Genomic DNA, 18,564 nt, shown 5'->3' with positions numbered 1-18,564 from the left:
AATACCGTTTTCTATTTTAAGGATTATCAATCGTTATACACTTCTGAGCAAAGTTCTCAACTCTATAACACCACCACCCAGCTAGATTAGCAGTTAATGCTTTTCCTCTATCCCGAGGATCGTCTAGCATAGCTACATCATCTAAATAATCCATAATTTTATCAACTAATTGTGGATTCTTTTTATTGAGTTTCTTTAATTGTTTTAAAGCAAATTCAGAGTATATCACGCTCCATTTTGATTGCATTACGCACCTCATCAGCAGTATAAGTACGTTCTTTGCCAGCTCTAATACGCTCAATAACCGCATTGGAGATCCGCAAATCTTCCATATTTTCCAAATAGTTTTCTACAGCTTGGGCTACATAAAAGGATTTAGAGCGTCCCGTTTGTTTAGTTAAATTAGTTAATCTCTCGTCCAAGTGAGAGGTTAAACGAACAGTCATAGCCATTTTCTTTTCCTCAATTTTGTGTACTTCCCAATCTTTACAAATTTAGACAGATTGGTATCAATTACCGCATTGTCTGACACAATTCATAACTATTACACAATAATGTAATAACTTTGGCGATATTGACACGAACATAGTAGCTAAAAAACATCAATTCTCCTTTATTTTTTAACCTAAAAGGCTTTGCATTTTAATTTACAATAATTAAAATTGATAATCATTCCTAAAATAGCCCTATGAAATTTACGCAAATCCAAAAATATTTAATTTTGGGTAGCATCATTTTGTTACATAGCCAGCTTCTACAAGCTGAACCTTTGCAGAGCGAAACAATACGCTTACAACAGAACCAAAATGTACTAGAAAAACAGCTGCTTAGAATGCCTTCAGTTACCTTGCACAATAACAATGATAAGATGATTGTGCCATTTAGGCTCGGTCAGCCTGAATCGCCTTGCTTTGCAATCCATCAATTTGCTATTCAAGGAGAGCAATCCTCAAGAGCAACTTCCCTTATTCATAAGATTCAACAGCAATCGGGTTTTCAAGCAGGTATGTGTTTAGGCACACAGTCCATTCAATATTTGCAAAAACTAGCCCAAAATTTGGCTATTGATGAAGGATTAATCACCACACAAGTTTATTTCGCTCCGCAGGATTTAACCAAAGGTGTTTTAACGTTCAATGTTGAATGGGGTTATTTAGACGATATTGCCTTTGCAGAAAAAGACAGATATTTAACCGCTTTCGGACGTTGGGCGAGCTTTCCGCTGCGTGCTGGAGAGGTTCTCTATTTGCCTGATTTAGAAAAAGGGTTGGAAAATATACGCCGTTTAGCCACAGTTGAAACGCATATCCAAATTAAGCCTTCATCACATAAAGTTCAACACAGCCACGTTATCGTTGAGCGTCATCAAGGACAGCGATTTTTAGTCGGTATTGGCATAAATAATACAGGCAGTAAACGCACGGGAAAATATCAAGGCAATCTTAATCTGTCCTTCTTAAATCCCTTGGGAGCGAATGATTTATTGTATGTAAATTATAACCAAGATTTAGGGCATCATAAGCTCACTTATTATGATACTAATGGGCGTAAAACTGACAGTGGGACAAAGGGCTATAGCCTACATTATTCAATACCGATTCGTTATTGGTTATGGTCAGTTAATCATAGCTCAAGCAATTATCGAGAAGCGACGAAAGGGCATCTTGTAAACTACCAATACAGTGGCAGAACAGATCAGTCGAATGTTGGAGTCAATTGGTTGGCTTGGCGTGATAAACAACAGCGTTTAAGCGTTGGCGGAAAACTATGGCGTTTACGCATTTATAAATATATTGATGGCAGCGAAATTGGGGTGCAACGTAGGCAATATGGCGGTTGGGAAGGTTATTTGAATTACACTTCTCAATTCAATGCTTTTTCTGTCGAGGCAAATGTAAGTTATAAACGAGGAACAGGATTATTTAATAGCCAACCTGCACCAGAAGAATTCAATGTGCAACAAGATACGATTGCAGGGACGTCTCGAATGCAGATTATCAATGCCTCATTGGCGTTAAGCTCCCCCTTCACACTGGGAAAACAAGCATTCTCAGCCAACAGTACATTTTATGCACAATGGCATAACACGCCATTAACCCCTGTTGATCAATTCAACATTGGTGGAGAACATTCCGTGAGAGGCTTTGATGGCGAACAAAACTTATCAGGTGAGCGTGGTTGGTCTTGGCAGAATACACTCAATTGGCATTATCAAACACAACATAAAATGTATTTAGCGGCAGATATGGGCTATGTATCAGGTATCAGCACCCAATATTTATCAAGGAAAAGATTAGTGGGTATGGCATTAGGGCTTACTGGGCAATTTCAGTTCAAGGGAAGCGTGGATTATCAACTATCACTTGGCAAGCCTTTATCTAAACCGCTCAGTTTGAAAACAGCCCCTCTGACTGTTGGCTTTAATTTAAGTTATCACTTTTAATTGTTTATAGATAAGGAATAAAGATGAAAAAACTGCCTTTTTTATACCGCCGCCGTTTGGAACGTGCAAACTCGCCGCTCTCTCGACAATCATTCGCTTCTCGTTTTATCACTTGGTGTTTGCTTGGTAATTTCCTTGGGTACACTATTTTACCAAGTTATGCCAACATCATTGCTGATACGCACGCCCCCACAAATCAACGACCTGTCATATTAAGTGATAATCAAGGGCGACCTTTGATTAATATTCAAACCCCAAATGACAATGGACTGAGCCATAATCGCTATACGCAATTTGATGTCAATGCAAAGGGAGCCACGTTAAATAATCAGCGAGGCAGTAACCCTTATTTAGCCAAAGGCAGTGCTAAGGTTATCTTAAATGAAGTGCGTTCAAATAGCCCTACGCAGTTAAATGGCACACTCAATGTACAAGGGACAAAAGCCGATGTGATTATTGCCAATCCATCAGGCATTGTTGTCAATGGCGGTGGCATTCAAAACGCCAGCAGAGCAGTCTTGACCACGGGACAGCCGCAGATTCAACGGAATGAATTGGCTGCCCTGAATGTTCAAAAAGGCAAGGTGGTGATTGGCAAAAATGGAATGGATAATCGACAAACGGATTATACCGAAATCCTTAGCCGTGCCGTTGAAGTGCAAGGGGATCTGCAAGCAAGGCAGCTGGCAGTTTCCACAGGGCGTCAAATGCTAGATTATGAGACAGGTGAAGCCGTTGAGCAGCCTATCTCTAATTATCTTCTCAGCGATAACTATCGCTCAACACCTGAGGTGGGCATTGATGTTGCTAAACTTGGGGGAATTTACGCCGACAGTATTTATTTGGTCGCTAATGAAAATGGAGCAGGCGTACGCAACTTAGGTACGTTAAAAGCCACTCATCATTTAGTTGTTACCTCGTCTGGCAAAATTGAAAATCAAGGCGATATGGTTAGCCAAAACTCGGTCGCCCATCGTCAAGCCACCCTCAATTTAGAAACGCTCAATCGACAAGATATTGTGAGCAACGCTGGGAAAATAGAGGCGAAAACGCGTGTTACGCTAAATTCAGATAGAAACGTTACACTGAAAAATACCCAAATCAAGCAAACGGATAATTCATCGGGTATGGGCGTGTTCATTGCAGCAAAAGAGCATATTGATACGACCACGACCCAACTCAGCACACAAAAAGGCAATCTCGCCTTAAGTGCCAAAAATAATGTGACACTAGGCACAAGTAGCGAGCTAGTTTCTGCTGATGATATTCAGCTACAAAGCCAGTATGGCAAAGTTAAGCTAGAAACCGAGACGACTACGCTAAATAACAATACGCCCCTTCAGCCGCTTGTGTCACTTAAAGCGAATAACATTCACGTTGTCTCACCAGCCATTGAAATCAATGGGGCAGCACTGAATGCACAGGAGACCATCTCCCTTGCAAGTAATCAACACTCATTATCTATTCAGGGTATATTGAATAAATTTAGTGATTATAAAACAAACAAAAAATACTCTTATGAAGAGAAATTAAGAGCCATTAATCAGCAGTTAAATGATCTTGAAAATGACCCAGATTATGATAAAGCAAAATGGTTAGCTTTTGGTTTAGACGAATTTCTTACACACTGTGATTGTTATAATATAGATCTAAGTATTGATTATACTATCGAGGAAGATCCTCAAGAGATCGAAGAAGCATATCGGAAAATTGAGCAGACAGAACGTAAAATCGAGAAAGTTAAAAAAGAAAAATCCACACTTGAAAAAACCGTTTCTCTCTTAAACCAAAACACACGAGGGCACGAATATCGCCTATCAACGCTAAGTGCCAAGCATATAAATCTTGTGTCTAAGCAAGGCATTAATATTGAAGGGGCTAAACTCACTGCCGATCAGGAAGTCAATATTTATGCCGCAGGCTTATTGCCACAAATCGAGGACACGCCACCCACCTCTATTAATATTAACGGTGTGTTTGACACTTACGAAGCAGGCGGTGGCGATCAGTATTCTTATGCCATTTTGAATAATCCGAGCCAAATTAGCGGTCAGTTAGGCGTCAATATTTACACGGCTGCACCAACAGGCATCTTAAATATTGGTGCGTCTCACCTGTTAGCAGAACAGGGTAAGGTCAATTTATATGCCAATGATGATATTCATTTAAGCTCAGGACAGGGCGAACTCTATTCCTACCATAAGTACAGCTATAAAACTGGTAAATGGTATAAGCGTAAATATGTCACTGATATTAAAGAAGATCGCCACGCCAAGGCGGAACCGACAATCATTCGTGCAGGAAAAGGCATTGATTTACATACAGGACATAACTTGAATGCCTATGCCACGGTATTTGATGCCCCGAATGACACCATTAATCTCACCGCAGGTCAGGCATTGAGGCTGTACGCCGTTGATGAAATCAAGTACAACAAGCTAGAAAGTCATAAACGCTCTAAGTTTTTAGGGATTACTTATAACAAATCCAACCATTCGAGTACGCAGGTGATGAAATCCGCATTGCCTGCAAGATTGGTGGCTCAGCGTACCAACCTCAGATCAGGCTGGGAAACGTTATTACAAGGGACACAGTTCGAAAATAGCCTGACAGGGGCGAATATTCAGGTTGGCGTGGGCGACAAAGCACGTAAAGACGCCAAACTGATTTTACAAGGCATTAAAAGTACGATCCAAAATGAAGAGCGCCGCCAATCTAACGCCCTAGTATGGCAGAAAATGGCAGGGCGTGGTGAGTTAAGCGAAAATCTGACCTTGCCTTCTTTTGCAGGCGTTCAACCTATTTTTAATGCTCCAAACGGCATTATTGTTGATGTACCAAAGGGTAAATTAAAAACTGAGCTTGAAGCACTCATTAAAAAACCAGAATACCGCTATTTAAAGCAATTAAAAAGTGATGCTAACGTCAATTGGAATGAAGTGGCACTGGCTTATGATAAATGGGATTATAAACAAGAGGGCTTAACTGGTGCGGGGGCGGCGTTAATTGCGATAGCGGTTGCAGTGGCAACTTATGGCACGGGCGCCACCTTAGCAGGGAGCATCACAGGCACAACGCTCGCTCAAGGCGGCACAGCGGCAGCGATGGCAAATGCGGCCTTCTCTTCGCTGGCTAGCCAAGCCTCCATTGCGGTGGTTAATAATAAAGGCGACGTCGGCAAAGCATTAAAAGATTTAGGGCATAGCAGCACTGTCAAGCAACTTGCGACCTCTGTCGTTACCGCAGGGGTAGCGAGCCAACTGCTAGGCACATTAGGGCTTGCCCACGTTACAGAAGCCAGCCCCTTTATTGACCGCCTCAGTGTCAGCCTTGTCAATGCAGGCACAGCCGCACTAACCAACAGTGCCATTAATGGCGAAAGTTTATCAAGGGGATTAGAAACTGCCATTATTGCCGCCCTTGCTCAAACCTTACAAGGCGAACTGTCGCAACATATTAAAGGCATTACCGCAGGCAATGAACAAGGTTGGTATCGCCAAGTCGCCCATAAATTAGCCCACGCAGTCGCAGGTTGTGCCGCTGCCTCTACACAAAGGGGAAAATGTGGTGATGGGGCAATGGGGGCGGCTGTCGGCGAGATTGTCGGAGAAATTTTATTAGATGGACGACCTCCTCAACAACTCACCTTCCAAGAACGTCAAACTATTGTCGATAAAACCAAACTCATCGTCGGCAGCATTGCAGCCCTCACTGACCGAGATGTGAATACAGCGGTAAACAGTGCGGAAATTGCAGTCAAAAATAATGCGATTTGGTTTATCCCTGTACTTCTTGCTGCTTACGTTACCCTCTCAGGCAAAGGCAATCCACTTGATGGATTTGAGGTCATTGGTCGTGGAGAAGACCCACTGGGACGAGTACTATCGTCAGCGACAAATGCAACCGTTGAGCTGGCAATGGCAATGGCTCCAGAGATGACAACCCTAGTATTTCAAGCATTAGGGGAAGTGGGGGAAGTTACAGGGATAGTGGTGTCTTATGTTGATGACATCACAGGCAATATCGTCAGTCGTCAATGGAGCAGTTTGGATAAAAGCACGCAGGATCGTTTGCTTGGATTAGGCAAAATTGCAACCATTGCATTACCAAGTGCTACTTTAGTAAAAGCGAAAGAGGTACTCAATCAGCCGAAGTATGTGCCTAATATTGATAAAATCGTTAAGCAAATGACCTATCGGCAGAATTTGATTAATGGCTTACGAGAACAAATCAATGCCCCTGGCTTTAAGGCTAAAAATCTAGTGTTAGACTTAAACAACAAACAGTATTTACCTGACCGAGAACTAAGTAAAAGAGCTGCTGTGTATAGCGGTGTATCCGATAAAGAAATTTTCCAATTATTTCAAGATTTAGCAGGGATTTCCAAAATGCCAGAAGTAAGAATTATGGAAAATTGGAGAGCGTTAGATGGAAGCGTTGGGAAGTTATATGCTGTAAAAACACCTTCAGGACATTCAATCTCATTACGCAATTACTCTGATACAGCAAGTCAATCTCTAGCTAAATGGACTATAGATATAAAAAACACTCAAAAAGTTTTAATAGAAAACAGAGTTTTTAAACAAGACCTAGAACTAAAATTTCAGCTAAGGTAGCTCATTATGAATAAGAAATTAAAAGAAGAAATTTTAAAAAAAGCAAAAGGATTTTCTCTTCCATTTTTATTTGGCATATATCAAGAATATTTTGGCAGTATTTATCACAACCCTGAAGTGAAAGATACATTTTTACTTTTTTTAGAGGAGCTAGTTAAAGATGGACACTTACGTTTTGCTAATAGTGGTGTATATCTTTTGGGTACTGCCAAAGAGCAAGTTGAACAATTTAGGAAAGTCTGGCCTGAGGAATATGACGACGGAGTTTTTGAAAAAGATATTGAACATCTTTGGTGGTGGAGTGTTGCTCCAGCAGGTGCCGTATGGGTTTGGGAAGACGGCTCTGTAACAGGGACATAATTCATAAATGCTTAGTATAAAGGAGGATAACATGTTAGAAAAATTAACTAAAAGTCAATATGACAAAATTATGGAAGGAAGTAAAGGTATGACATTAACCGCCTTATTTGCAGAGTTTGAAGAGGAATTCGGTGCGATAAGGGATAACCCTGAAGTTAAAGAGATGTTTTTAGAATTTATGGGTGACCTAATTAGAACTGGCGAGTTGAAACTTGCTCGTACTGGCAAACTTTTAGAGGGAAGCATTGAAGAGCAGATCGACCTTTTTCGACAGGCTTGGCCAAAAGAATATGATGAGAATGATCCTAAAAAAGATATTGATATGCTGTGGTGGTTAGTCGGTGCTCCAGCAGGAGCGGTATGGATTTGGGAAGATGGTTACGAAGATTGGACGTAATTAGGTAAATACGGTCTGTTTTGCCAAAAGGCAAAGCAGGCTGTTTTTTATCAGCTCTCGGCACATTTGGAGATAGCATTGAGGCAGTCGTCTCTTATGTTGATGACAACACAGGCAATGTTATCAGTCGTCAATGGAACAGCCTAGATAAAAGCACTCAAGCTCGTTTACTTGGAGCAGGAAAAGTTGCGATAGTAGCGTTGCCCGCCAGTGCAGTGAGTAAATTTAAAACGGCAATCAATAAACCAAGCAATTTGCCGCATATTCAGAAAATTGCCAACCAAATTACGCACCGTCAAAATCTGATTAATGGCTTACGAGAACAAATCAATGCCCCTGGCTTTAAGGCTAAAAATCTACGCCTAACCTTAAATGGTAAAGAGTATTCCCCTATTGCAGATGTTAGCAAAGGAGCAGCAGTATATAGAGGAATACCTGATAAGGATATTTTTCAGTTTTACCAAGATTTAGCAGGGATTTCCAAAATGCCTAATCCAGTGGATAAAATCAAAAAAGACGGTGTAAAGCAAGGGATCTACTATGCAGTGCAAGACAGGCATGGTAACCAATTTACCTTAAGAAATTTTTCTAAAAGCCAAGAAGCGACTAAAGCAAGATGGACAATTGATATAAATAGCAAAAAAGCTACAGTAGAGCATCAATTAACGGTTGATAGCTTTGAATTAAAGTTCCAATAATTATTCAATGGAGGAAAACATGTTAGAAAAATTAACTAAAAGTCAATATGACAACATTATGGAAGGAGGTAAAGGGTTGATGTTAACGGCTTTATTTTCTGCATTTGAAAGGGAGTTTGGTGCGATAAGGGATAACCCCGAAGTTAAAGAGATGTTTTTAGAATTTATGGGGGATCTAATTAGAATTGGCGAGCTAAAGCTTGCTGATTACGGAAAATTTTTAGAAGGTACCATTGAAGAACAAATCGACCTTTTTCGTCAGGCTTGGCCAAAAGAATATGATGATAATGATCCTGAAAAGGATATTGATCATTTATGGTGGTTAATAGGTGCTCCAGCAGGAGCGGTATGGATTTGGGAAGATGGTTACGAAGATTGGACGTAATTAGGTAAATACGGTCTGTTTTGCCAAAAGGCAAAGCAGGCTGTTTTTTATCAGCTCTCGGCACATTTGGAGATAGCATTGAGGCAGTCGTCTCTTATGTTGATGACAACACAGGCAATGTTATCAGTCGTCAATGGAACAGCCTAGATAAAAGCACTCAAGCTCGTTTACTTGGAGCAGGAAAAGTTGCGACAGTAGCGTTGCCAGCCAGTGCAGTGAGTAAATTTAAAACGGCAATCAATAAACCAAGCAATTTGCCGCATATTCAGAAAATTGCCAACCAAATTACGCACCGTCAAAATCTGATTAATGGCTTACGAGAACAAATCAATGCCCCTGGCTTTAAGGCTAAAAATCTACGCCTAACCTTAAATGGCAAAGAGCATTACCCTATTCCAGATGTTAGCAAAGGAGCAGCGGTATATAGAGGAATACCTGATAAAGATATTTTTCAGTTTTACCGAGATTTAGCAGGGCTCCCTAAAATGCAGAACCCAATAGAAGAAATTCGAGATGGTAAAAAGATAGGGATTTACCACACATATGAAGATAACTATGGAAATCAATTTACCCTACGAAGTTATTCCAGTAGCAAAGAAGCTACAAAGGCAAGATGGACAATTGAATTAAATGCTCGTAAAGCAGAGCAAGATCATAAATTAATAGAACGTAAGAAGTTTGAGATAAAGTTTCAATAGTTATGAATAGGAGAAAGCTATGTTAGAGAAACTGACCGATGATCAATACAATAAATTAATGACTGAAAATAAAGGGTTAGGATTAGATGCAATGTTTGTTGGATTTGAAGAAGAATTTGGCTGTATAGAGGATAACCCTGAAATCAAGGAGATGTTTTTAGAATTTATGGGAGATTTAATTAGAATTGGAGAATTAAAGCTCGCTAATTGGGACAATTTTCTAGTAGGGAGCATTGAAGAACAAATCGACCTTTTTCGTCAGGCTTGGCCAAAAGAATATGATGATAATGACCCCCAAAAAGATATTCACTATTTTTGGTGGCTAGTGGGTGCACCAGCAGGAGCAGTATGGATTTGGGAAGATGGTTATGAAGATTGGACGTGGTGGTAAAATAGCTATGTCATTATCCTAATAATCATTCAATGGAGGACAACATGTTAGAAAAATTAACTAAAAGTCAATATGAGAAAATTATGACTGGTGGCAAGGGGCTTATGCTAGATGCCCTATTTGCTGAATTTGAAGAAGAATTCGGTTTTATAGAAGATAACCCTGAAGTTAAAGAGATGTTTTTAGAATTTATGGGGGACTTAATTAGAATTGGCGAGTTGAAACTGGCTAGCAAAGGGAAGTTTCTAGAAGGTACCATTGAGGAACAGATCGATCTTTTTCGTCAGGCTTGGCCAAAAGAATATGATGATAGTGATCCCCAAAAAGATATAGGTGTTTTATGGTGGTTAGTAGGTGCACCAGCGGGAGCGGTGTGGATTGCAGAAGATGGTTATGAGGAGTGGACGTAGTAGCTTGAACCAAAGTTTCAATAATCACTAATCGGAGGAAAAATGCTAGAGAAATTAACCAAACGTCAATATGACAGAATTATGCAAACAAACAAAGGGTTGGTTTTAGACGGTCTATTCTGCGGATTTCAAAACGTATTTGGAGAGATCCAAGATAATCCTGAAATCAAAGAGATGTTTTTAGAATTTATGGGGGACTTAATTAGAATTGGCGAGTTGAAACTCGCTAGTCAAGGTAAGTTTCTAGAAGGCACTATTGAGGAGCAAATCGACCTTTTTCGCAAGGCTTGGCCCGAAGAATATGATGATAATGATCCTGAAAAGGATATTGATCATTTATGGTGGTTAATAGGTGCACCAGCGGGAGCAGTATGGATTTGGGAAGATGGTTACGAAGATTGGACGTAATTAGGTAAATACGGTCTGTTTTGCCAAAAGGCAAAGCAGGCTGTTTTTTATAAATTCTAGGGGTGGGTTTAACTGCATCGGCGGTCAAGAAATTAGTTACACTTCCCCGCACAAAAGCGAACAAATTAGCTGTTGAAAAGGCGATAATTCAAGCTGCTTACCGTCAGAATTTGATTAATTCTTTGAGAGAGCAAATTAATCGTCAGGGTTTTAAAGCTAGGGATTTAAGGTTGCCTGTAAATAATAAGGAGTTATTACCTATTCCAGAACTCAGTAAAAGAGCCGCTGTGTATAGCGGTGTATCCGATAAAGAAATTTTCCAATTATTCCAAGATTTGGCTGGAATATCCAAAATGCCTGAGGTAAGAATGATGGAAAACTGGAGGGAAATTGTATGTAAGTAGAATAAACTCAGACATTACTATTAATCTACGTAACTATTCTGACTCTGCTGAGCAATCTCGTGCCAAATGGACGATTGATATTACTGATAAATCTAAAGATGACAAGATTTTTAGAAATAAAGTTGAGTTAAAATTTAAATAAAAAGCGAGGTGTAATTATGATAAATAGAAAAAAAAGAGTATTAGATAAGAGCATAGGGCTTAGTTTTCCCCATTTCTTTTCTGCATTTCAAGATGAATTTGGATATATAGATGAAAATCCTGAGATAAAAGAACTATTTTTATCTTTTATGCAAGAACTTATAGAAGAAAATAAATTAAAACTGTTTAGAAATAACAAATTTCTTGAAGGAAGTGCTATGGAATTGGTTGAGCAATTTAGGCAAGTTTGGCCAAAGGAATACGATGAAAATGATCCTGAAAAAGATATTGATTATATGTGGTGGTGGACTTTAGCTCCTGCTGGTCCTGTATGGATTGAGGAAGACGGCACAATGTCATGGACATAAATTACTCAATCTCTTAAGTTATTATGGTGGAAAGTATAATGTTAGAAAAATTAACTAATAGTCAATATGACAAAATTATGGAAGGAAATAAAGGGTTGGCACTAGGAGCTATATTTGGCGGATTTCAAAACGTATTTGGAGAGATCCAAGATAATCCTGAAATTAAAGAGATGTTTTTAGAATTTATGGGCGATCTAATCAGAATTGGAGAGCTGAAACTTGCTCGTAGTGGTAAATTTTTAGAAGGTACAATTGAGGAACAAATCGACCTTTTCCGTCAGGCTTGGCCAAAAGAATATGATGATAACGACCCAGAAAAAGATATTGAGATGCTATGGTGGTCTTATGCCGCCCCAGCGGGAGCGGTATGGATTTGGGAAGATGGTTTTGAGGAGTGGACGTAATTAAGAAATAGCGGTCTGTTTTGCCAAAAGGCAAAGCAGGCTGTTAGTTAAAGAAAGGGTAGAGTTAAAATTTCAAAAATAGGAGTATAAAATGGATAACAACGATAAAATTGATTTCTTAGATCATTTTAAAGGACAGAGTTTAGTAAATTTCTTCGGTAATTTTCAAGGAAGATTTGGTAATGTTGAAGATAACCCAGAAATTAAAGAAATGTTTTTAGCATTTATGAAAGATTTAATGATAACAGGCGAATTAAAACTCGCTCGTAACGGCAACTTTTTAGAAGGTACAATTGAGGAACAAATTGATCTTTTTCGCAATGCTTGGCCAAAAGAGTACGATGAAAATGTACCTGAAAAAGATATTGACTATATGTGGTGGTGGACTTTATCTCCTGCAGGAGCAGTATGGTTTTGGGAAGACGGCACTATAATATGGACATAATTTATAAATCATTAAACATACACTAAATAGCCATAATGGAGAACATAATGTTAGAGAAATTAACCGATAATCAATACAGTAAATTGATGACGGAGAATAAAGGGTTTCCATTAGATGCTATTTTTACTGGATTTGAAGATGAATTTGGTTCTGTAGAAGATAATCCAGAGATCAAAGAGATGTTTTTAGAGTTTATAGGGGACTTAATTAGAATTGGAGAGCTAAAACTCGCTAGTCAAGGTAAGTTTTTAGAAGGTAGTATTGAAAATCAACTTGATATTCTTCGTCAAGCTTGGCCAAAAGAGTACGATGACAATATCCCTCAAAAAGATATTCATCATTTGTGGTGGTCACTAATTGCTCCAGCAGGAGCGGTATGGATTTGGGAAGATGGTTTTGAGGAGTGGACGTAATTAAGAAATAGCGGTCTGTTTTGCCAAGAGGCAAAGCAGACTGTTTTTTATGGGGTTCCTGATAAAGAGATTTTTCGAATAGCTATGAAAGCACAAAAGCAAGATCGACAATTGATATAAATGTCAGAAAGGCAGAGGAAAATAATCGAATTTTCAACAAAACATTTGAATTAAAGTTTCAATAATGGAGATATTTAATGAACACTAAAGATAAAATTAATTTTTTAGATGAGTTCAAAGGACTGAGTTTAGGGAACTTTTTCAGTAATTTCCAAATAAAATTTGGTTCTGTGGAAGATAACCCTGAAATCAAAGAGATGTTTTTAGAATTTATGGGGGACTTAATTAGAATTGGCGAGCTAAAACTGGCTAGCAAAGGGAAGTTTCTAGAAGGCACCATTGAGGAACAAATCGATCTTTTTCGCAAGGCTTGGCCAAAAGAATATGATGAGAATGATCCTGAGAAAGATATTGATAATTTATGGTGGTTAATAGGTGCTCCTGCAGGAGCAGTGTGGATTTGGGAAGATGGCTTTGAGGAGTGGACGTAATTAGGTAATAGCGGTCTGTTTTGCCAAAAGGCAAAGCAGGCTGTTTTTTATCAGCTCTCGGCACATTTGGAGATGGCATTGAGGCAGTCGTCTCTTATGTTGATGACAACACAGGCAATGTTATCAGTCGTCAATGGAACAGCCTAGATAAAAGCACTCAAGCTCGTTTACTTGGAGCAGGAAAAGTTGCGACAGTAGCGTTGCCCGCCAGTGCAGTGAGTAAATTTAAAACGGCAATCAATAAACCAAGCAATTTGCCGCATATTCAGAAAATTGCCAACCAAATTACGCACCGTCAAAATCTGATTAATGGCTTACGAGAACAAATCAATGCCCCTGGCTTTAAGGCTAAAAATCTACGCCTAACCTTAAATGGCAAAGAGCATTACCCTATTCCAGAACTCAGTAAAAGAGCCGCTGTGTATAGCGGTGTATCCGATAAAGAAATTTTCCAATTGTTTCAGGATTTAGCAGGGATTTCTAAAATGCCTAATCCAGTGGATAAAATCAAAAAAGACGGTGTAAAGCAAGGGATCTACTATGCAGTGCAAGACAGACATGGTAATCGATTTACATTAAGGAATTTTTCTGATAGTCAAGAAATTACAAAAGCAAAATGGACAATTGATATAAATTCTCAAAAAGCTGAACAAGGTCATAATTTAATAAATCGTAATCAGTTTGAAATAAAGTTTCAACAATTAATAGGAGAACAGAATGTTAGATAAATTAACCAATAATCAATACAATAAATTAATGGCTGAAAATAAAGGGCTATTATTAAATGCGATGTTTGTTGGATTTGAAGAAGAATTCGGTTTTATAGAAGATAATCCTGACGTTAAAGAGATGTTTTTAGAATTTATGGGGGACTTAATTAGAATTGGCGAAATGAAACTTGCTGATGGAAAGAATTTTTTAAAGGGAAACATTGAAGAACAAATCGACCTTTTTCGACAGGCTTGGCCAAAAGAATACGATGATAATGATCCAGAAAAAGATATTCATTACTTATGGTGGTTTGCCGCTGCTCCTGCTTGTGCAGTGTGGATTTGGGAAGATGGTTATGAGGAGTGGACGTGGTAGCTTGAACTAAAGTTTCAATAATCACTAATCGGAGGAAAAATGCTAGAGAAATTAACTAAAAGCCAATATGAAAAAATTATGGCTGGAGGCAAGGGGCTTATGCTAGATGCCCTATTTGCTGAATTTGAAGAGGAGTTTGGTGCGATAAGGGATAACCCTGAAGTTAAAGAGATGTTTTTAGAATTTATGGGGGACTTAATTAGAATTGGCGAGTTGAAACTCGCTAGTCAAGGTAAGTTTCTAGAAGGTACTATTGAGGAGCAAATCGACCTTTTTCGTCAGGCTTGGCCCGAAGAATATGATGATAATGATCCTGAAAAGGATATTGATCATTTATGGTGGTTAATAGGTGCACCAGCGGGAGCAGTATGGATTTGGGAAGATGGTTTTGAGGAGTGGACGTAATTAAACAATTGCAGGGTGATTCATTTGAATGTAACTCTTTTAGTTAGGTCCTTTCTACTCATAATGCAACATTATTGATAAAAAAGCGTGCCTCTCGACACGCTTTTCTCTGATATTTAATAATATCTCATCTTTGCTTTCAAAGATTCAAACGAATTATTTGATAATTTTCGCTACAACGCCCGCACCAACTGTACGACCACCTTCACGAATCGCAAAACGTAAACCTTCGTCCATCGCAATTGGGTGGATTAGGCTAACAACCATTTTAATGTTGTCGCCTGGCATTACCATCTCAACACCTTCTGGTAATTCGATTGTACCTGTTACGTCTGTTGTACGGAAGTAGAACTGTGGACGATAACCTTTGAAGAATGGCGTATGACGTCCACCTTCTTCTTTTGATAACACATACACTTCCGATTCAAAGTCTGTGTGTGGCGTGATTGAACCTGGTTTCGCTAACACTTGACCACGTTCGATTTCTTCACGTTTAGTACCTCGTAATAATGCACCAACGTTCTCACCTGCACGACCTTCGTCAAGTAATTTACGGAACATCTCAACACCTGTTACGGTTGTTTTGGTGGTGTCTTTGATACCAACAATTTCAACTTCTTCACCTGATTTGATGATTCCACGCTCAACACGACCTGTTACTACTGTACCACGACCTGAAATTGAGAATACATCTTCAATTGGAAGAAGGAATGGTTTGTCAATTGCACGCTCTGGCTCTGGAATGTAGCTGTCTAAATGACCTGCTAATTCAAGAATTTTTTCTTCCCATTCTGCAACACCGTTTAAAGCTTGTAACGCTGAACCACGTACAACTGGTGTATCATCACCTGGGAAGTCATATTGTGAAAGAAGTTCACGCACTTCCATCTCAACTAATTCTAATAATTCTTCATCATCAACCATATCACATTTGTTCAAGAATACGATGATGTATGGTACACCTACTTGGCGACCTAAAAGAATGTGCTCACGAGTTTGTGGCATTGGACCATCTGTCGCTGCTACTACTAAGATTGCTCCATCCATTTGTGCCGCACCCGTAATCATGTTTTTTACATAGTCTGCGTGTCCTGGGCAGTCAACGTGTGCGTAGTGGCGTGTTGCTGTATCGTATTCAACGTGTGATGTGTTGATGGTAATACCACGTGCTTTCTCTTCTGGGGCATTATCAATTTGGTCAAATGCACGAGCAGCTCCACCGAAGTGTTTTGATAAAACGGTAGTGATTGCTGCAGTTAAAGTTGTTTTACCGTGGTCAACGTGGCCGATTGTACCCACGTTAACGTGCGGTTTTGTACGTTCAAATTTTTCTTTAGACATTTTTAATGTTTCCTTAAGTGAAATCTCGTAGTCCTAAAAGCACTACGAGTTTTATAAATTATTTTTTACGAGCTTCAATAACAGCCGATGCAACGCTTGCTGGTGCTTCAGCGTATTTCAATGGCTCCATCGAATATGATGCACGACCTTGGGTCTGTGAACGTAAGTCTGTTGCATAACCAAACATTTCTGAAAGTGGTACTTCAGCATTGATCTTAACTACAAACTCACTCGCTTCTTGACCATTCACCATCGCACGGCGACGGCTTAAATCGCCGATTACATCACCAACATAGTCTGGTGGTGTTTCAACTTCTACTTTCATAATTGGCTCAAGTAGAACTGGGTTTGCTTTTGCAAACGCTGCCTTAAACGCTAATGATGCTGCAAGTTTAAATGCAAGCTCAGATGAGTCAACATCGTGGTATGAACCGAAGTGTAAACGCACACCTAAATCAACTACAGGGTAACCTGCCAATGGACCAGATTTAAGCTGTTCTTGAACACCTTTATCTACTGCAGGGATATATTCACCTGGAATTACACCACCTTTGATCTCATTAACAAACTCATAACCAGGACCTTCTGGATCTAATGGGTATAGGTCAATAACAACGTGACCATATTGACCACGACCACCTGATTGTTTTGCGTGTTTTCCTTCCACATCATTTACACGGTTGCGGATAGTTTCACGGTAGGATACTTGTGGCTTACCGATATTCGCTTCCACTTTAAATTCACGTTTCATACGATCGACGATAATATCTAAGTGTAACTCACCCATACCTGAGATGATAGTTTCACCAGACTCTTCATCAGTGTGAACACGGAATGACGGATCTTCTTGTGCTAAACGACCCAACGCTAAGCCCATTTTTTCTTGGTCAGCTTTAGTTTTTGGTTCAACAGCAACAGAAATCACTGGCTCAGGGAACTCCATACGCTCAAGAATGATTGGTGCGTTTTGTGCACATAAAGTATCACCTGTTCCTACATCTTTTAAGCCAATTGCAGCAGCAATGTCGCCTGCACGAACTTCTTTGATTTCTTCACGTTTATTTGCGTGCATCTGTACGATACGACCTAAACGCTCACGTTTCTGTTTAACAGAGTTATAAACTGTATCGCCTGAATTCACAATACCTGAATATACACGGAAGAATGTTAAGTTTCCTACGAATGGGTCAGTTGCAATTTTGAAGGCTAATGCTGAGAATGGCTCATCATCATCTGCATGACGCTCACCTTCAGTCTCATCTTCGTTAATACCTTTAATTGCAGGAATATCCGTTGGGGCTGGTAAATACTCAATCACTGCGTCAAGCATCGCTTGAACACCCTTATTTTTGAATGCAGAACCACAGCAAACTGGAATAACCTCACTAGCTAAAACACGCTGACGTAATGCAGATTTAATTTCTTCTTCCGTCAATTCTTCACCAGAGAAGTATTTATCCATTAACTCATCAGACGACTCTGCTGCAGCTTGAACTAAGTTATCACGCCATTCTTCACATTCTGCAACCATCTCTGCAGGTATATCTTCGTAAGTGAAAGTCATACCTTGGTCAGCTTCGTTCCAGTTAATCGCTTTCATTTTAATAAGATCAACTACACCCGTGAAGCTATCTTCTGCACCGATTGGAAGTTGAAGAGGAACAGCATTCCCACCTAAACGAGTTTTGATTTGTTCAACAACACGCAGGAAGTTTGCACCTGTTCGGTCCATTTTATTAACGAACGCAATACGAGGTACTTTATATTTATTTGCTTGACGCCATACAGTTTCAGACTGTGGTTGCACACCTCCAACAGAACAATAAACCATTACAGCACCATCAAGAACACGCATTGAGCGTTCTACTTCGATTGTGAAATCAACGTGTCCTGGTGTGTCAATAACATTGATACGGTGTTGCTCGAATTGCTTAGACATACCAGACCAAAATGCTGTGGTTGCCGCAGAGGTGATTGTAATACCACGTTCTTGCTCTTGCTCCATCCAGTCCATTGTCGCTGCACCATCGTGCACTTCACCGATTTTATGACTCACGCCTGTATAAAACAGGATACGCTCAGTGGTTGTGGTTTTACCCGCATCAATGTGCGCACTGATACCGATATTACGGTAGCGTGAAATAGGGGTTGTACGAGCCATTATTATTACCTTGTTTGGAATTTAATACATGTATAGTGT

23 protein-coding genes are annotated in these 18,564 nt (G+C 39.6%); 19 read left to right on the top strand and 4 right to left on the bottom strand.

What is annotated here, in order from left to right; genetic code table 11:
• Positions 1-16: 16 nt before the first annotated feature.
• Positions 17-247 carry a type II toxin-antitoxin system RelE/ParE family toxin gene (locus EV693_RS02440; protein WP_132500804.1) on the bottom strand — a complete coding sequence of 77 codons (231 nt, stop codon included), beginning with the start codon at positions 245-247 and terminating at the stop codon, positions 17-19.
• Complete coding sequence (relB, locus tag EV693_RS02435; protein ID WP_132500803.1) at positions 216-452, bottom strand: type II toxin-antitoxin system RelB family antitoxin; 237 nt, start codon at positions 450-452, stop codon at positions 216-218. The genes EV693_RS02440 and relB overlap by 32 nt, the downstream gene beginning before the upstream one ends.
• A gap of 236 nt (positions 453-688) precedes the next feature.
• Between relB and EV693_RS02430 the strand changes: the two genes are divergently transcribed.
• The 19 genes from EV693_RS02430 (at position 689) to EV693_RS02340 (ending at position 15,023) form a co-directional block, all read left to right on the top strand.
• Positions 689-2,443, top strand: a complete 1,755-nt coding sequence (locus tag EV693_RS02430; RefSeq protein ID WP_132500802.1) for a ShlB/FhaC/HecB family hemolysin secretion/activation protein — start codon at positions 689-691, stop codon at positions 2,441-2,443.
• 23 nt (positions 2,444-2,466) lie between these two features.
• Positions 2,467-7,059 carry a two-partner secretion domain-containing protein gene (locus EV693_RS02425; RefSeq protein ID WP_132500801.1) on the top strand — a complete coding sequence of 1,531 codons (4,593 nt, stop codon included), beginning with the start codon at positions 2,467-2,469 and terminating at the stop codon, positions 7,057-7,059.
• A gap of 6 nt (positions 7,060-7,065) precedes the next feature.
• Entirely contained in the window at positions 7,066-7,419 is a 354-nt protein-coding gene (locus EV693_RS02420; protein ID WP_132500800.1) for a DUF596 domain-containing protein, read from the top strand.
• Positions 7,420-7,450: 31 nt separating this feature from the next.
• Entirely contained in the window at positions 7,451-7,816 is a 366-nt protein-coding gene (locus EV693_RS02415; protein WP_132500799.1) for a DUF596 domain-containing protein, read from the top strand.
• A 20-nt stretch (positions 7,817-7,836) separates the two neighbouring features.
• The gene (locus tag EV693_RS02410) at positions 7,837-8,514 is read left to right on the top strand and encodes a hypothetical protein (protein ID WP_132500798.1); all 678 of its coding nucleotides are present in this window, start codon (positions 7,837-7,839) and stop codon (positions 8,512-8,514) included.
• Positions 8,515-8,533: 19 nt separating this feature from the next.
• Positions 8,534-8,899, top strand: a complete 366-nt coding sequence (locus EV693_RS02405) for a DUF596 domain-containing protein (protein WP_132500797.1) — start codon at positions 8,534-8,536, stop codon at positions 8,897-8,899.
• 20 nt (positions 8,900-8,919) lie between these two features.
• Positions 8,920-9,597, top strand: coding sequence for a hypothetical protein (locus EV693_RS02400; protein ID WP_132500796.1), 678 nt, complete (start codon positions 8,920-8,922; stop codon positions 9,595-9,597).
• Between the two features lie 19 nt (positions 9,598-9,616).
• Positions 9,617-9,988, top strand: coding sequence for a DUF596 domain-containing protein (locus EV693_RS02395; protein WP_132500795.1), 372 nt, complete (start codon positions 9,617-9,619; stop codon positions 9,986-9,988).
• 44 nt (positions 9,989-10,032) lie between these two features.
• Positions 10,033-10,398: a DUF596 domain-containing protein gene (locus EV693_RS02390; RefSeq protein ID WP_132500794.1), complete on the top strand. Its 366-nt coding sequence runs from the start codon at positions 10,033-10,035 to the stop codon at positions 10,396-10,398.
• A gap of 42 nt (positions 10,399-10,440) precedes the next feature.
• Complete coding sequence (locus tag EV693_RS02385; RefSeq protein WP_132500793.1) at positions 10,441-10,806, top strand: DUF596 domain-containing protein; 366 nt, start codon at positions 10,441-10,443, stop codon at positions 10,804-10,806.
• A gap of 62 nt (positions 10,807-10,868) precedes the next feature.
• Complete coding sequence (locus EV693_RS02380; RefSeq protein ID WP_132500792.1) at positions 10,869-11,210, top strand: hypothetical protein; 342 nt, start codon at positions 10,869-10,871, stop codon at positions 11,208-11,210.
• Positions 11,211-11,368: 158 nt separating this feature from the next.
• Complete coding sequence (locus EV693_RS02375; protein ID WP_132500791.1) at positions 11,369-11,719, top strand: DUF596 domain-containing protein; 351 nt, start codon at positions 11,369-11,371, stop codon at positions 11,717-11,719.
• Positions 11,720-11,757: 38 nt separating this feature from the next.
• The gene (locus tag EV693_RS02370) at positions 11,758-12,123 is read left to right on the top strand and encodes a DUF596 domain-containing protein (RefSeq protein ID WP_132500790.1); all 366 of its coding nucleotides are present in this window, start codon (positions 11,758-11,760) and stop codon (positions 12,121-12,123) included.
• Positions 12,124-12,214: 91 nt separating this feature from the next.
• Positions 12,215-12,568: a DUF596 domain-containing protein gene (locus EV693_RS02365; protein ID WP_132500789.1), complete on the top strand. Its 354-nt coding sequence runs from the start codon at positions 12,215-12,217 to the stop codon at positions 12,566-12,568.
• A gap of 47 nt (positions 12,569-12,615) precedes the next feature.
• A complete protein-coding gene (locus tag EV693_RS02360) occupies positions 12,616-12,981 on the top strand; it encodes a DUF596 domain-containing protein (RefSeq protein WP_132500788.1) in 366 nt (121 codons plus the stop codon).
• Between the two features lie 197 nt (positions 12,982-13,178).
• Positions 13,179-13,532, top strand: coding sequence for a DUF596 domain-containing protein (locus EV693_RS02355; protein WP_132500787.1), 354 nt, complete (start codon positions 13,179-13,181; stop codon positions 13,530-13,532).
• Between the two features lie 20 nt (positions 13,533-13,552).
• A complete protein-coding gene (locus tag EV693_RS09595) occupies positions 13,553-14,260 on the top strand; it encodes a hypothetical protein (RefSeq protein ID WP_132500786.1) in 708 nt (235 codons plus the stop codon).
• Positions 14,250-14,618, top strand: a complete 369-nt coding sequence (locus EV693_RS02345) for a DUF596 domain-containing protein (RefSeq protein WP_132500785.1) — start codon at positions 14,250-14,252, stop codon at positions 14,616-14,618. Before EV693_RS09595 ends, EV693_RS02345 begins: the two co-directional genes overlap by 11 nt.
• Positions 14,619-14,657: 39 nt before the next feature.
• Positions 14,658-15,023, top strand: a complete 366-nt coding sequence (locus EV693_RS02340) for a DUF596 domain-containing protein (RefSeq protein WP_132500784.1) — start codon at positions 14,658-14,660, stop codon at positions 15,021-15,023.
• 156 nt (positions 15,024-15,179) lie between these two features.
• Here EV693_RS02340 and tuf read toward each other — a convergent pair whose 3' ends face one another.
• On the bottom strand, positions 15,180-16,364 hold the full coding sequence (gene tuf / locus EV693_RS02335; RefSeq protein WP_132500783.1) for an elongation factor Tu: 1,185 nt from the start codon (positions 16,362-16,364) through the stop codon (positions 15,180-15,182).
• A 58-nt stretch (positions 16,365-16,422) separates the two neighbouring features.
• The gene (gene fusA, locus EV693_RS02330; protein WP_132500782.1) at positions 16,423-18,525 is read right to left on the bottom strand and encodes an elongation factor G; all 2,103 of its coding nucleotides are present in this window, start codon (positions 18,523-18,525) and stop codon (positions 16,423-16,425) included.
• Between the last annotated feature and the right edge of the window lie 39 nt (positions 18,526-18,564).

The sequence above is a fragment of the Nicoletella semolina genome (assembly GCF_004345745.1).
GTDB classification, from domain to species: domain Bacteria; phylum Pseudomonadota; class Gammaproteobacteria; order Enterobacterales; family Pasteurellaceae; genus Nicoletella; species Nicoletella semolina.
This window is presented reverse-complemented; position numbering and strand designations above follow the sequence as displayed.

Excerpts from the sequence above, each read along its gene's own strand:
- EV693_RS02340 (WP_132500784.1), top strand. The coding sequence starts at position 14,658 with ATGCTAGAGAAATTAACTAAAAGCCAATATGAAAAAATTATGGCTGGA.
- relB (WP_132500803.1), bottom strand. The coding sequence starts at position 452 with ATGGCTATGACTGTTCGTTTAACCTCTCACTTGGACGAGAGATTAACT.
- EV693_RS02395 (WP_132500795.1), top strand. The coding sequence starts at position 9,617 with ATGTTAGAGAAACTGACCGATGATCAATACAATAAATTAATGACTGAA.
- EV693_RS02425 (WP_132500801.1), top strand. The coding sequence starts at position 2,467 with ATGAAAAAACTGCCTTTTTTATACCGCCGCCGTTTGGAACGTGCAAAC.
- EV693_RS02360 (WP_132500788.1), top strand. The coding sequence starts at position 12,616 with ATGTTAGAGAAATTAACCGATAATCAATACAGTAAATTGATGACGGAG.
- EV693_RS02385 (WP_132500793.1), top strand. The coding sequence starts at position 10,441 with ATGCTAGAGAAATTAACCAAACGTCAATATGACAGAATTATGCAAACA.
- tuf (WP_132500783.1), bottom strand. The coding sequence starts at position 16,364 with ATGTCTAAAGAAAAATTTGAACGTACAAAACCGCACGTTAACGTGGGT.
- EV693_RS02420 (WP_132500800.1), top strand. The coding sequence starts at position 7,066 with ATGAATAAGAAATTAAAAGAAGAAATTTTAAAAAAAGCAAAAGGATTT.
- EV693_RS02405 (WP_132500797.1), top strand. The coding sequence starts at position 8,534 with ATGTTAGAAAAATTAACTAAAAGTCAATATGACAACATTATGGAAGGA.
- EV693_RS02345 (WP_132500785.1), top strand. The coding sequence starts at position 14,250 with ATGTTAGATAAATTAACCAATAATCAATACAATAAATTAATGGCTGAA.
- EV693_RS02430 (WP_132500802.1), top strand. The coding sequence starts at position 689 with ATGAAATTTACGCAAATCCAAAAATATTTAATTTTGGGTAGCATCATT.
- EV693_RS02415 (WP_132500799.1), top strand. The coding sequence starts at position 7,451 with ATGTTAGAAAAATTAACTAAAAGTCAATATGACAAAATTATGGAAGGA.
- EV693_RS02390 (WP_132500794.1), top strand. The coding sequence starts at position 10,033 with ATGTTAGAAAAATTAACTAAAAGTCAATATGAGAAAATTATGACTGGT.
- EV693_RS02365 (WP_132500789.1), top strand. The coding sequence starts at position 12,215 with ATGGATAACAACGATAAAATTGATTTCTTAGATCATTTTAAAGGACAG.
- EV693_RS02375 (WP_132500791.1), top strand. The coding sequence starts at position 11,369 with ATGATAAATAGAAAAAAAAGAGTATTAGATAAGAGCATAGGGCTTAGT.
- EV693_RS02370 (WP_132500790.1), top strand. The coding sequence starts at position 11,758 with ATGTTAGAAAAATTAACTAATAGTCAATATGACAAAATTATGGAAGGA.
- fusA (WP_132500782.1), bottom strand. The coding sequence starts at position 18,525 with ATGGCTCGTACAACCCCTATTTCACGCTACCGTAATATCGGTATCAGT.
- EV693_RS02440 (WP_132500804.1), bottom strand. The coding sequence starts at position 247 with ATGCAATCAAAATGGAGCGTGATATACTCTGAATTTGCTTTAAAACAA.
- EV693_RS02355 (WP_132500787.1), top strand. The coding sequence starts at position 13,179 with ATGAACACTAAAGATAAAATTAATTTTTTAGATGAGTTCAAAGGACTG.